Source organism: Blautia pseudococcoides (assembly GCF_001689125.2).
GTDB classification, from domain to species: Bacteria; Bacillota; Clostridia; order Lachnospirales; family Lachnospiraceae; genus Blautia; species Blautia pseudococcoides.
In genome coordinates, this window is sequence record NZ_CP015405.2 from 2,435,885 (window position 1) to 2,448,386 (window position 12,502).

At 46.2% G+C, this 12,502-nt stretch carries 12 protein-coding genes; 2 read left to right on the forward strand and 10 right to left on the reverse strand.

Annotated elements, in window-relative coordinates:
* Window positions 1-91: 91 nt before the first annotated feature.
* The 3 genes from A4V09_RS11645 to A4V09_RS11655 all read right to left on the reverse strand — a co-directional run bounded on the left by A4V09_RS11645 (window position 92) and on the right by A4V09_RS11655 (window position 3,409).
* On the reverse strand, window positions 92-1,465 hold the full coding sequence (locus A4V09_RS11645; RefSeq protein ID WP_065542500.1) for a sensor histidine kinase: 1,374 nt from the start codon (window positions 1,463-1,465) through the stop codon (window positions 92-94).
* Window positions 1,466-1,482: 17 nt separating this feature from the next.
* The gene (locus A4V09_RS11650) at window positions 1,483-2,157 is read right to left on the reverse strand and encodes a response regulator transcription factor (protein ID WP_065542501.1); all 675 of its coding nucleotides are present in this window, start codon (window positions 2,155-2,157) and stop codon (window positions 1,483-1,485) included.
* Between the two features lie 211 nt (window positions 2,158-2,368).
* The gene (locus tag A4V09_RS11655) at window positions 2,369-3,409 is read right to left on the reverse strand and encodes a CapA family protein (protein WP_065542502.1); all 1,041 of its coding nucleotides are present in this window, start codon (window positions 3,407-3,409) and stop codon (window positions 2,369-2,371) included.
* A gap of 524 nt (window positions 3,410-3,933) precedes the next feature.
* Between A4V09_RS11655 and A4V09_RS26800 the strand changes: the two genes are divergently transcribed.
* Window positions 3,934-4,170: an AraC family transcriptional regulator gene (locus A4V09_RS26800; protein ID WP_065542503.1), complete on the forward strand. Its 237-nt coding sequence runs from the start codon at window positions 3,934-3,936 to the stop codon at window positions 4,168-4,170.
* Between the two features lie 20 nt (window positions 4,171-4,190).
* Here the strand turns inward: A4V09_RS26800 and A4V09_RS11665 are convergent, their stop codons facing one another.
* A complete protein-coding gene (locus A4V09_RS11665; protein WP_065542504.1) occupies window positions 4,191-4,526 on the reverse strand; it encodes a hypothetical protein in 336 nt (111 codons plus the stop codon).
* Between the two features lie 608 nt (window positions 4,527-5,134).
* On the opposite strand from A4V09_RS11665, the gene A4V09_RS11670 reads away from it, so the two are divergent.
* Window positions 5,135-5,461 carry a helix-turn-helix domain-containing protein gene (locus tag A4V09_RS11670; protein ID WP_065542505.1) on the forward strand — a complete coding sequence of 109 codons (327 nt, stop codon included), beginning with the start codon at window positions 5,135-5,137 and terminating at the stop codon, window positions 5,459-5,461.
* A 155-nt stretch (window positions 5,462-5,616) separates the two neighbouring features.
* On the opposite strand, the gene uraA is transcribed toward A4V09_RS11670, so the two are convergent.
* From uraA to A4V09_RS11700, 6 genes are all read right to left on the reverse strand, one after another.
* The gene (uraA, locus tag A4V09_RS11675) at window positions 5,617-6,879 is read right to left on the reverse strand and encodes a uracil permease (RefSeq protein ID WP_065542506.1); all 1,263 of its coding nucleotides are present in this window, start codon (window positions 6,877-6,879) and stop codon (window positions 5,617-5,619) included.
* A gap of 155 nt (window positions 6,880-7,034) precedes the next feature.
* Window positions 7,035-8,450, reverse strand: a complete 1,416-nt coding sequence (uxaC, locus tag A4V09_RS11680; RefSeq protein WP_065542507.1) for a glucuronate isomerase — start codon at window positions 8,448-8,450, stop codon at window positions 7,035-7,037.
* 21 nt (window positions 8,451-8,471) lie between these two features.
* Window positions 8,472-9,779: a TRAP transporter large permease gene (locus A4V09_RS11685; protein ID WP_065542508.1), complete on the reverse strand. Its 1,308-nt coding sequence runs from the start codon at window positions 9,777-9,779 to the stop codon at window positions 8,472-8,474.
* A 20-nt stretch (window positions 9,780-9,799) separates the two neighbouring features.
* Window positions 9,800-10,303 (reverse strand): TRAP transporter small permease, encoded by a 504-nt coding sequence (locus A4V09_RS11690; protein ID WP_065542509.1) that lies wholly within the window; start codon window positions 10,301-10,303, stop codon window positions 9,800-9,802.
* Complete coding sequence (locus A4V09_RS11695) at window positions 10,304-11,326, reverse strand: TRAP transporter substrate-binding protein (protein ID WP_065542510.1); 1,023 nt, start codon at window positions 11,324-11,326, stop codon at window positions 10,304-10,306.
* Window positions 11,327-11,394: 68 nt separating this feature from the next.
* The gene (locus A4V09_RS11700) at window positions 11,395-12,396 is read right to left on the reverse strand and encodes a LacI family DNA-binding transcriptional regulator (RefSeq protein WP_065542511.1); all 1,002 of its coding nucleotides are present in this window, start codon (window positions 12,394-12,396) and stop codon (window positions 11,395-11,397) included.
* Window positions 12,397-12,502 lie beyond the last annotated feature (106 nt).

Genomic DNA, 12,502 nt, shown 5'->3' on the forward strand with positions numbered 1-12,502 from the left:
TACTTCTGCCTCAGTATAGCGCTTCAACCTTAAATTAACTTAAAAAGACAGACAGCAAATTTTTTTCTGCTGTCTGCCTTAAAGCAGCCGTCTATTTCAATGGAAGCCTTGCCGTGAAGCATATACCCGTGTCCTCTGCCCTGGCTGTGATCTTTCCCTTATGTGCTTTTACAATGGCATGAGCCACTGACAGTCCGATCCCGTATCCCCCTGTCTTTCTGGAGCGGGAACTGTCAGCCCGGTAGAACCGGTCAAAAAGCCTGTTCAGATCCCCGTCCGGAATCTCCTCACAATCGTTGTAGACAGAAAGCTCCAGTATTCGCTCTTTTTTCTCCAGAGTTATGCGGATACCTCCTCCATCCGGGGCATATTTGACTGCGTTATCCATAAGGATCGTCACGAACTGCCGGATATTGGATTCACATCCATTCATATAAAGCCCTTGGGGTATCTGCTTCTGTATCTGCAGCCCTTTTGCCTGCGCCATGGGCGCAAAAGCATCCACACACTCTTTTACCGTCTCGGAGCAGGAAAAATCTGCGGTCTGAAGCCTCTCCTGCATTTCATCCAGCCGGGACAGCGTAAGCAGATTTTTCACCAGCTCTCCCAGACGCTCCACCTGGTTTCGGATGCTCCTGGTCCATTCACTCTCCCCCTCACACATTTCGATCACCTCTGCATTGGCAGAGATAATGGCAATGGGGGTCTTGATTTCATGACCTGCGTCCGTTATGAACTGCCTCTGCTTTTCCATACTCTCGATCACCGGCCTGATTGCCCTTCTGGAGAACACACTTACCAAAAACAGCACCAGCACCAGGCAGAGAAATGCCACGAGCAAAGATATTCCCGCAAAATTCCGGATAGACTGCAAATCATTGCCGCAGTCTACAAATATCAGAAGCGTCTGCCCATCCTCCTTCACAGTCTTCTGGTATTTATATTGGCCGCAGTAGCCCTTTTCCCTTCCCTTTTTCAAAACCTCATTGGCAAATGCAGCCACCTCCTCCTCTGTAACTGCCGCCACATGTGTCAAATCCATCTGCATCTGTGAGACAGACACCGTTTCACTGGAATCTGCCAGTTCTTTTGGAATGGTCACGGAAAAGTACCGGGTCTCAAAAGGAGTCTCCTCTGATATCCGGTAGCCAAACAGCCCGCCCCGTCCGCGTATACCATCGCCCTCCTGCGAAGCCGGCGGTTCTCCGGGACTCTGCTGTACCTCAGACTTGTCCTCCCCATCCTTTGGCATTGTCTCCTCACCGGGTTCTGGAGGGTGGGTGCCCTTATCCCATTGCTTTGGAAAACTCCCGCTGTTTTGAACCAGCATATCCAGAAGAATATTGGACTTGCCGTTGGTCTGGTAAATATTCAGCCCATTGATCCCCCCTACCACAAGCAGAAGCACAGCGAGCAGGGAGATCATGGTTATCATGACAAACTTCCTCTGTAGTTTTTTTATCATATGCACACCTTTCCGGCTCAGGCTTTTTTCTCCAGTTTATAGCCGATCCCTCTGGCTGCCTTGATTTCTACAGGTGCACCCAGTCTCTGGAGTTTCTTTCGCAAATAAGAGAGATAGACCCATACCACGCTCACCTCGGCCTCCGCTTCATATCCCCATATCTTTTCCATGAACTGCTCTGCTGAAATAAACTGGTTGGAATTTCTCATAAGCATTTCCATCATCTGAAACTCCTTATTTCCCAGACGGAGAGCCTGGCTTTTATAACCCAGTTCAAAATTCTCCCGGTTCAGGGTCAGCTCATGGAAATCCAGCACATTTGCTGAAAACTCTGACTTTCTTCTGGTCATGGCCCTGATTCTGGCAAGCAGTTCTTTCATGGCAAACGGTTTTGGAAGATAATCGTCCGCTCCCAAATCCAGTCCTGTGACCCGGTCTTCAATCTCCCCCTTAGCAGTAAGAAGCAGGATAGGCACAGTACAGCCCTGCTTTCTCAGCGCTTCCAGCACTTCAAGGCCGCTCATCCTGGGCATCATGATATCCAGGATCATACCGTCATACGCAGCCGCCTGGGCCCAGTCATAGGCATCTGCCCCGTTATAAACCACATCTATGGAATACTTGTTGTGCTTCAACACTGCTGCCAGCGCGTTTGCCAGCTCTTTTTCGTCTTCTGCAAGAAGTAACCGCATGTTTTCCCTCCTGTGGATGCCATAAGCTAGATGGTCACCTTTCCCCCATGAAACGGATCCGGGAAAGGAAATCATTAATTATTTTATTATCATAATATCATAAAAACCTTAAAAGAAGCTAAAAAAATCCCCGGAACTGCAGATAATCCTCTGCAGTTCCGGGAACAGAATACCATGGAAATTCATCCCCTCACATCTTCAGGGGCGGGTTTTAAACACCCAATTCCGGCTGAAAATTATTTTCCCCGGAATCGGATGATATCCTGCATGGAATCTGCTCCGGTTCCCAGGCCTTCGCAAGCTTTCCATCCAAAAACCCGAATGTCTGGCGGTATATCACACTGTCCCAAACCTCAGGGTTCTTATCTGCCCCATTGCAAAATACTCCCAGGCTGTATATGATATAACTCCCCTCATATCTCTCTACCTGCTGTACATGGGAAGGGTGATACCCCAGCACCAGATCTGCCCCCGCTTCAACGGCTCTGTGTGCCCATTCCTCCTGGCTTTTGCCGGGCTTTTGGGCCCCTTCACTGCCCCAGTTCATACACACAACTATCATGTGTGCGCCTGCGCCCTTTGCCAGCTGTATATTCTTAACCAGCAGTGCCTGCATATCCATAGATTTGTCAAGCACATCAATGCCGATGAAGCCAATTTGAATTCCATTTACATTTTTAAAAGAAACCCGGTCATGTCCAAATGCTCCCACTCCCGCTTCGTTCAATGCAATGGCTGTATCGTAATATCCTTCCTGTCCGTAGTCCTTTGTTCTGTCATTGGCCAGGTTCACCAAATCAATGGAACCCGCTTTGAAAATATCTGCATATTCTTTCTGTCCCTTAATGGGATGCTTCCTGCCTGCTGCGGTCTCATCTGACATATCTCCGATAAAATTCGCAACATTTACATCGGCTTTATCCAGCTCTTTTTTCACCTTCTGAAAAAAGTAAGCAGGATTTTCTTCCTTTTTGTATGCTTCCAGGAAACTTCCCTTTTCCCCTGTCCCCCGCTCGTCGCCGAAGATACAGGTACCGACAGCTCCAATGGTAACCTTTGTCATCTTAGATTCCAGTTCCTGTTCCCGGGCTGCCTGTGCTTTTAATTCTCTCTTTGCAGATACCTTTGGCACAAAAAACAGGAAAACGAAAAGCAGCGCTGCCAGCAGGAGCACACCTGATGTGAGTCTTTTCTTGATACGCCTGACCTGCCGGGCACGCCTTATCCTGTTCTTTCTGATCTTTTTATCCATAATAGCCCCTCTTTCACAGCAAATGACTGGATTTGCTGTCCATGCTTGGTATTATATAGAAAAGTTGTTACTAATATAAGCTATCTTGTTTTAAGTTTGAAAGACTTTACATGTACAATCCAGTGACTATTTTTTTAATGAAATGACAAAGTTTGTGACTATTTTTTCATTTTTGTGTACAATAGAAAATAAATTCTTAACATGTCATATACCACAAATATAAAATTTCTATCCTCTTTCCGCAGATTAAGCCCGGTTCGGGATGTAATCTATGACAAAATGCGTTACAGGTGTGTAACATTCTGGCAGACCGTATCACCGGATCACTCATCCGTATATTATCAGACAATATATTATTTTACATGATAATAGTGTGAACGTAACCCATATCCGCATAAACGTTTGGTGTTGTGATCCTAAACCGGACATGAAAACAGAACTTCCCTTTACAAAACAGGGAACCAAAAGAGAGGATTATACTATTTTTATAAGATATGCTGTAAGCAAGGAGACAAAACAATGGAATGATTAACAAAATTAAGCAATGCCGCCGCGTTGCCCTGAAGTACGGCTATCCTTCGCCTACCTCATTCAACCGTGCCTTTCAAAGTGTCCACGGGATTCCTCCCACAGCCGCCAGAAATGAAGGATGTGTTCTGAATGCATATCCCACTGACAGAAAACATGGAGAAAAACGCGGTATCATGAATTATATGCTGAAGGCGGAATGCTGGGATTTTTCTTTGCCGCGTACAGGCTGAAAAAGGAAACAGATTTGTAGTTATCTCAGAGCATTTTTCTCCTGCAGATACCTTTCTATTTCCTCCTGCTCCAATCTCCGTATCCGGGTGTTTGGGTACTCCCGATATTCTTTCTCAGAAAAAACAGGCAGCATGGTTTCACATCTCTTATTTCGGTTCTTTTTCAAATAAACCTGCAATTCTTCTGTACCGGGGAAGATTTTATATGAAACTCTTCCCTGGGTATTCTTCAGTTCATAAATTCCGCATGACTTTTTCATGGTAAAATCAGCAGTTCGCAGATAGAGCTTTGCCTGCTCCAAAGACGTAAACGGAAAATTCCACCTCTGCAGGCCTCTTTTCGGTTCCCGTTCCATACAGCTTTTATGCTGATCTTTCTGCCACTGGATTCCATGGTGCAGATCATTCGCGCCGCCTTTGCCAGTGATGCATTTTCCGTCGGAGTTGTTCCTTATGTAAAACTAATCTGCTGGTGCATAGCCGGATACAGTGTTGTGATTGTTATAATGAATAAAAAGTAAGGAAATGAGATTTCAGAATGTATTCCATTCACCAATTGATGGAACACTTGAAACATACAGTGCTGATTTTGAATTGATAGAGCAGGACCGAAAAGCACCTCGTTTTTCAGCAACGGTTCATACCCCAGTCAGGAAAGATTCTCTGTCCTGTGCGGGACCAATTTCAAGGATGTAGGGATTGGCCTCACGCACACGGTGCCGCTCACTATTTCCTGTTGCCTGCTGTACACCCACAACTGGAATATAGGAATCATTATATGGGCAATTATCAAAAAAGTCAATCTCCGCAAAAAATACCTATAGATTATCCTAATCCGATTCCCTAAAAACTATATTTTTTCATATGCATAAACTGGCAGTGCAAATAGTTCACTACTGGTTGCTGTCCTTTCTCTCCTTTCTCACCTATACTTATAGCAGAGCAAACACGAAGGAGAAAGCATATGGATTTTTCAGACATCGGATTTCAGATTCGCGCCAAACGCAAGGCAAAATCCTGGAGCCAGGAAAAACTGGCTGAGGAAGTTCATCTAAGTGCAGCATATATTGGAATGATCGAGCGCGGTGAAAAAATCCCCACACTGGAAACCTTCTCCGTGATCGCCAACGCTCTGGAAGCTTCTGCAGATGAACTTCTCTCGGGAGTCATCAGTGCCAGCCATGAGGCCAGAATGTCAAAGTACGCAGAGCAAATGCGTTCCCTGGATTTCAAAAGCCAGAGGGTCCTTCAGGAGATCATTGAAATATTCTTAAAAAACTATCCGAAATAACTCAGAGATCCATCTGCAAATACATCCGCCGCTGCATCTAAATAACAGGCCCTATGGATTCTCTGTGTCTTCTCGCTGTAAATTGATCCCAATATAATAACCGGCATTGGTTTTTATTTTTAAACCAATGCCGGTCCCCTATAATTTATACAATTCTATTCTTCCTCAAAATCATTGGTCAGTTTAAATCTGTCCAGCACATAGAACAACAGGCTTAAGAGCATTCCAACCACACAAGCCAAGACCATACCTTTTAATTCTATCTGTCCAAATCTGACAGAGATTCCCGACAAACCGGTCACAAATATCACAGATGTCAGCGCCAGATTTCTGGAACGGCCATAATCCACACGTCCATCCACCAGAATCCGGATGCCGGAAGTACCGATCATACCATACAGAAGGAAAGAAATTCCTCCGATAACGGGTCCCGGAATGGTGCTGATAAGTGCTGACAGCTTTCCCACAAAGGAGCAGACAATAGAAAGCACTGCGGCTCCGCCGATCACATATACACTGTAAACCCTTGTCACTGCCATAACACCGATATTCTCACCGTATGTGGTGGTGGGCACTGAGCCGATAAAACCGGAGATCATGGTAGAAAAGTTATCCGCAAAAAGGGAGCGGTGCAGTCCGGGGTCCTTGATCAAATCCCTTCCCACAATTTTACCCGTAACGATCTGATGTCCGATATGCTCCGAAGCAATGACCAGAATGACCGGAAGAATGATCAATACTGCCTGCAGATTGAACTTAGGCGCTGAGAAATTTGGCATTGCAAAGACGGAGGCATTTGCCACCTCCGTAAAATCCACGATGCCGCAGAGAAGTGCCGCTGCATATCCCGCAAGAATCGCTATGAGAATAGGGATCACCGACAAGAATTTGCGGAATACTACTGACCCGATCACAGCAACGCCCAAAGTCACCAAAAACACCACCGCATTTTTCGGGTTGACTGCCTCGTCCAGCATACCTGCATTGCTGGCTGCTGTGCTTGACAATTCCAGACCGATAAGGGCCACCACCGGTCCCATGGCTGCCGGAGGGAGCACAATATCTATCCAGTCAGAGCCAAATTTATAAATAACAAAAGACAGGATACATCCCAAAAATCCCACTGCCACAAACCCGCCCAGTGCATAAGCGTATCCAAACTTACTGATCACAATACTGGCAGGGGCAATAAAAGCAAAACTGGAACCCAGATAAGCCGGCGCCTTCCCCTTAGTTATCAGTATAAAAAGCAGGGTTCCCACACCGTTCATAAACAGAACCACTGCCGGATTGATACCAAACAAAAACGGAACCAGCACAGACGCGCCGAACATGGCAAACATATGCTGGATACTGAGTGGTATCAGCAGTTTTGGCGGAACTTTCTCTTCCACCTGGATAATTCTTCGATTTTCCACAATATTTCTCCTCTCTTAAATCCTTTTCCGTTTATTTTAACACAATAGCCGGTAATCTGCCATACAAAATTCGACGTTTCCAAAGGTAATAAATCCTATCTGCCAAGAAAAAAGCCCGCATGGAATCTCTTCCACACAGGCCTCTGTCTCAAATTTTATTTTACATCCAGTTCAAACCCAAAATAACGCACCGCGTTATTATAAGAAATCCCTTTCACAATTTTCTCCAGCATCTTCATATCCTTAGGATACTCACCATTTTCCACCCAATTTCCAATCAGCTCACAAAGTATCCTTCTAAAATACTCATGCCGCGGATAAGAAAGAAAACTTCTCGAATCTGTCAGCATACCGATAAAGTTTCCCAGCAGCCCCAGATTAGCCAAGGATGTCATCTGTTTTGTCATCCCTGTCTTATGGTCATTGAACCACCATGCGGAACCCTGCTGTATTTTCCCCACAGCGTCAGAGTTCTGGAAGCACCCAATAATAGTACCAATGGCCTCATCATCATTGGGATTCAGGCTGTAGATAATGGTTTTTGGAAGACTTCCTTCCTGATCCAGTGCGTTTAAGTAGTCCGCGATCTGTCCTGACGGCGCATAATTATTGATACAGTCATACCCTGTATCCGGCCCCACTTTTGCGTACATATCTTTGTTATTGTCACGTTTGCAGCCATAATGAAGCTGCATAGCCCAGCCCATCTTTGCATACTCCGCGGCAGCAAAAAGCATAAATGCAGTCTTAAACTTCAGCTCTTCCTCCCTGGTAACCGTCTCATCATTCAGACGTTTCTGGAAAATAGCTTCTACCTCATGCTCTGCTGCCGGAACATACATAACAAACTCCAGCCCATGGTCTGACGCACGGCATCCCATCTCATTGAAAAATGCCATTCTGGACTTAAGAGCTGCCTTTAAATCCTGAAAAGACTGGATGTCCATATCGGCTGCTGCCGCTAAAGTCTCCAGATACTGGCCGTAATCCGCTTTTTCCAGATTCATGGCCTTGTCCGGTCTCCATGCAGGAAGCACCTGTACCGGAAAGCTGCTATCCTGGGCAAGTATTTTGTGCCATTTCAGGTCATCCGCCGGATCGTCTGTGGTGCAGATCAGTGTAACATTTGACTGGATGATCAGGTTTCTTGCACTCATGGAAGGCTCCCGGAGTTTTGCATTGCACAGGTTCCATACCTCCTCCGCTGTGTCCCCGTTTAAGACACCTGTATATCCAAAATACCGCTGCAGTTCCAGATGGCTCCAGTGAAACAGGGGATTGCCAATGGCCTTCTCCAGTGTCTCCGCCCATTTCTGAAATTTTTCCCTGTCCGGCGCGTCCCCGGTAATATAGCGCTCCTCCACACCATTGGAACGCATCTGGCGCCATTTGTAATGGTCTCCGCCCAGCCATACCTGCGTGATGTTCTCAAACTTTCTGTCCTCTGCGATGTCCTGGGGATTGATATGGCAGTGGTAATCAAGAACCGGCACCTTTGCCGCAAGATCATGATATAATTCCTGCGCGGTGGGTGTACTTAAAAGAAAATCTTTGTCCATAAATTGTTTCATAAAACATACCTCCTTATATTTTTATACATATCCCATCAGGCTTGGCAGCCACAGGCTGAGCTGGGGGATATAGGTTACCAGCATAAGTACAACGAAAATCGCTGCAAAATATATTAAAAGCTGTCTGAACACAGTCTCTATCTTGACCTTCCCCACTTTGACGCCTACAAACAATGTAGTACCAACAGGAGGTGTAATGGTTCCTATACAGAGATTAAATATCAGCATGATACCAAAATGGATGGGATTCATGCCAAGAGCTGTACAAACCGGAAGAAAAATCGGTGTAAAGATCAGGCAGGCAGGTGTCATGTCCATGAATGTGCCTACGATCAGCAGGATCACGTTGATCAGCAGGAAAATAACGATCTTGTTGCTGCTGATTGCCAACAGGCCGTTTGACACGGCTGTAGGTATATTGGTAAATGCCATGACCCATGACATAATACTGGAAACGCCGATCAGGAAGATGATAATGCCTGTCATCTCAGCACTTTCCTTGAAGATCTTCGGCAGATCCTTCAGACTGATGGAACGGTAAAAGAACAGTGACAAAACCAGGCTGTACACAACTGCCACCACGGACCCCTCCGTAGCTGTAAAGATACCACCGATAATACCGCCGATAACGATAAGGATCAGAAGCAGACACGGCAGAGCCTGTAAAATGATTTTCATGGCCTCCTTGAAGGTAAATTTAGTTTTGGCACGGTAACCTTTTTTCTTCGCAATGAAATAGATCACTACCATACATGCCAGTCCCCACAAAATTCCAGGTATGTAGCCAGCCATAAAAAGCGCTGCCACGGAAGTTCCGCCACTGACCAGGGAGAAAGTGATCATAACGTTGCTGGGGGGGATCAGAAGTCCTGTAGGAGCAGTGGCAATATTGGCTGCTGCGGAGAAATTGGGGTCATATCCCTCATCCTTCTCAATAGGACCGATAATGGAGCCCATAGCAGATGCCGCCGCTGTACCGGAACCGGAGATAGCTCCGAAAAGCATATTTGCAATCACATTTGTCTGAGCCAGCGCACCGGGAGCGCGCCCTGTGATAAGCTTTGCCAGATTAATCAGGCGGACTGCAATGCCCCCCTTGTTCATAATATTTCCTGCCAGAATGAAAAATGGTATGGCCAGCAGGCTGAACACGGAAATACCGGAAAAAATCCTCTGCGCTCCCGTGAGAACCGCAACGCTTGTATCCATAACCGGCAGGATCGCGCATACGGAAGAGATTCCCAGCGCAACGGCAATAGGGACACCTGCCAGAAGCATGATAACCAGCAGGACCAATATGATCAGTCCTGAAACTAATGCTGTATTCATAATTGAAACTCCTTTTCCTCTTATTCTTTTACTTCCCGATGCTCCTGCTCATAACCTTTGCACAGATCCACAATATTTAAAATGGAGTATAGCATAATGAGCACGCCGGAGAGCGGTACCACTGTGTAGATCATACCCATGGGGATTCCCAGGGATGCCGTCTTCTGGGTCATGGTAAGGTTCATAATAGTTGCCCCGCCGTATATCATTACACTTCCAGCCAGGATCATGATCAGAATCTCGATCACAATTTCCAAGACTTTTCTTTTGGTTCCGGTAATCTTGTCAGCCAAAAATCCCATACGCATATGATCTCTCTTTCCGAACACATAAGCGGAGGCCAGCAGTGCCATCCAGGTAAAGCTGTAAGTCAGAAGCTCCTCGGAAACTGTGCTGGGGCTGTTAAAAAAATAACGAATAACAATCTGATAGGTTCCGATACATACCATGAAAGCAAAAATAACGGCACAGGCGGAGCTTAAAACCATGTTGATTCCTTTTCTGACCGAATGCAGCGTCTTCATTTACTCTTCCCCCTTTGCGTATTTTTCATTGATCTCCTGGATATGGTCATATAAATCCTGAATATCAGGGTTGTCATCCAGCATTTCCTGCTGTACATTGGAAACCTTATCCTTGAAAGCCTGTATATCTACGTCGATGAACTCCACGCCCATCTGGTTTTGTGCAATATCCTTTGCCTCTTCCACCTGTTTGTCCCACTCTTCCATCTCCACCGCTGTGGACAGAAGAGCTGCCTGCTCGAAGACCTCACGTTCCCGGTCACTTAGTGCGTTAAGGAATTTCAGATTTCCGATCAGCATATCCGGCACCATCTGATGCTTGTTGTAGGAGTAGTATTTTGCCACTTCTCCGTGCTTATTGTTTGTGAGGGCAAGCTCATTGTTCTCCGCTCCGTCGATGACCCCCTGCTGAATGGCCGTGTAAACCTCGCCAAAGCTCATAGGGGACGCTGCTGCGCCGAATGCCTTTACCATATTTACGCTGGCCGGGCTCTGCTGCACACGGATCTTCAGCCCTTTTAAGTCCTCGGGTGTATGGATTGGTTTTTTCGCGTAAAAACTTCTCGTTCCCGCATTGTACCAGGTCAGAACACGGAAACCGGCTTCATCGGTAGACGCGTAAATCTGATTCATATAATCCGTATCACCCATGACCTCATGGTACGCCTCCTCGGAGGTAAACAGGTATGGCATACTGAACACCTCATACACATCGGCAAATGTCTCCAAATTGGCAGTACCTGCCACCACAAAGTCAATGGCCCCTGTCTGTGTCAGCTCGATAGCTTTCTGGGCGGAACCCAGTATTTCATTTGGGAAAATCTGGACCTCATATTTGTCACCCAGATTTTCCTCCACATATTCTTTAAATTTTAGAAGTCCCAGATGCTCCGGATGTGTCTCCGACTGCGCATGGGAGATCCGGACGATCCGCTTCTCACTTTTTATGGAAGAACAGCCGCCAAGTCCCAGGGCTGTACTGACACATAAAGCAAGTATAAAGGCTTTCTTTAATCCTCTCATCTTTCTTTTCCTTTCACTCTTTTTCCTCTTAATCCGCTGAAATCTTAAAATCCTGCTCTTTATTCTTGTCAAAAGTCCGTGGTACACCGTTTTTCCAGACGGCACTGCACATATTTTCTGTGCTCCACATCCTCCCCTTTTAAGACCTCCATCAGGGAGTCGATCGTCATTTTACATAACAGATCACCCCTGCCGTCTATGGTTGTCAGCTCCGGCTCACATCCAATGGAAAGTTCTGAATTATTGTAACCTATAATACTGATATCCTTGGGCACGGACAGTCTCTTTGCCCTGGCATATTTTACAGCGCCCACTGCCAGGCCGTCATCTGTTGCCATGACCCCGTCAAACTCCAGATCCCTTCTGGCCAGCAAAATATCCCGCACCAGATGGATCTCATTCTTAATATAGACCTTGCGCTCCCCAAGCACCGGAATGCCTGCTGCCTTCAACGCATCCTCATATCCCTGCAATTTGTGCATCGCACTGTATGAATAAGAGTCGCTGAGGAACAGAATCTGCCTCCTGCCGGACGCAAGCATGGCGGAAGCGGCATCATAGACAGACTGGTAATCATCTGTGAGCATACAGTAGATATTCTCCCCGCTGATAAAGCCGTTCATAAGAAAGACCGGTATTTCTTCGGAAGCTTTCTTAATATAAGTAATGTCTTCCCCATACTCCTTGTCCCCTGCATAACAGGAACCAACTAAAAGCAGTGCGTCAATGCGCTTCTGCAGGATCATCTGCACAGAGATCTCCTTGTCCTCCTGTTCATATCCGCTGCAGTACAAAATACAGTCATACCCATAATTTCTCAGATTCTTCTCCAGGTAAGACACAGCAGACGCCATATAATGGTCTGAAACACTGGGACAGATAATGCCAACAGTCTTCATGGAGTTAAGGCTCATGCCCCTGGCAAATACATTGGGTATGTAGTCGTTGGCCGCCATAACTGCCCGTACTTTTTCTTTTGTCTTTTCACTTACCTTTGGGCTGTCATTGACCACCCGTGATACGGTTGCAATGGATACCCCTGCCAGTTTCGCGATATCGTATATATTCATAATTCCACTTTCCTTTCGCTGCGGAAGTGTAAGCCCTTACACTTTATTTTTTATTATACAGATAGGAAAAAGAAAAAGCAATTCTTTTTGCCGCCACATTTTTCAC

What these genes read in the sequence shown, in the direction of transcription:
- A4V09_RS11645 (WP_065542500.1), bottom strand. Translation starts at nt 1,465, where the DNA reads ATGATAAAAAAACTACAGAGGAAGTTTGTCATGATAACCATGATCTCC.
- A4V09_RS11650 (WP_065542501.1), bottom strand. Translation starts at nt 2,157, where the DNA reads ATGCGGTTACTTCTTGCAGAAGACGAAAAAGAGCTGGCAAACGCGCTG.
- A4V09_RS11655 (WP_065542502.1), bottom strand. Translation starts at nt 3,409, where the DNA reads ATGGATAAAAAGATCAGAAAGAACAGGATAAGGCGTGCCCGGCAGGTC.
- A4V09_RS26800 (WP_065542503.1), top strand. Translation starts at nt 3,934, where the DNA reads ATGATTAACAAAATTAAGCAATGCCGCCGCGTTGCCCTGAAGTACGGC.
- A4V09_RS11665 (WP_065542504.1), bottom strand. Translation starts at nt 4,526, where the DNA reads ATGGAACGGGAACCGAAAAGAGGCCTGCAGAGGTGGAATTTTCCGTTT.
- A4V09_RS11670 (WP_065542505.1), top strand. Translation starts at nt 5,135, where the DNA reads ATGGATTTTTCAGACATCGGATTTCAGATTCGCGCCAAACGCAAGGCA.
- uxaC (WP_065542507.1), bottom strand. Translation starts at nt 8,450, where the DNA reads ATGAAACAATTTATGGACAAAGATTTTCTTTTAAGTACACCCACCGCG.
- A4V09_RS11685 (WP_065542508.1), bottom strand. Translation starts at nt 9,779, where the DNA reads ATGAATACAGCATTAGTTTCAGGACTGATCATATTGGTCCTGCTGGTT.
- A4V09_RS11690 (WP_065542509.1), bottom strand. Translation starts at nt 10,303, where the DNA reads ATGAAGACGCTGCATTCGGTCAGAAAAGGAATCAACATGGTTTTAAGC.
- A4V09_RS11695 (WP_065542510.1), bottom strand. Translation starts at nt 11,326, where the DNA reads ATGAGAGGATTAAAGAAAGCCTTTATACTTGCTTTATGTGTCAGTACA.
- A4V09_RS11700 (WP_065542511.1), bottom strand. Translation starts at nt 12,396, where the DNA reads ATGAATATATACGATATCGCGAAACTGGCAGGGGTATCCATTGCAACC.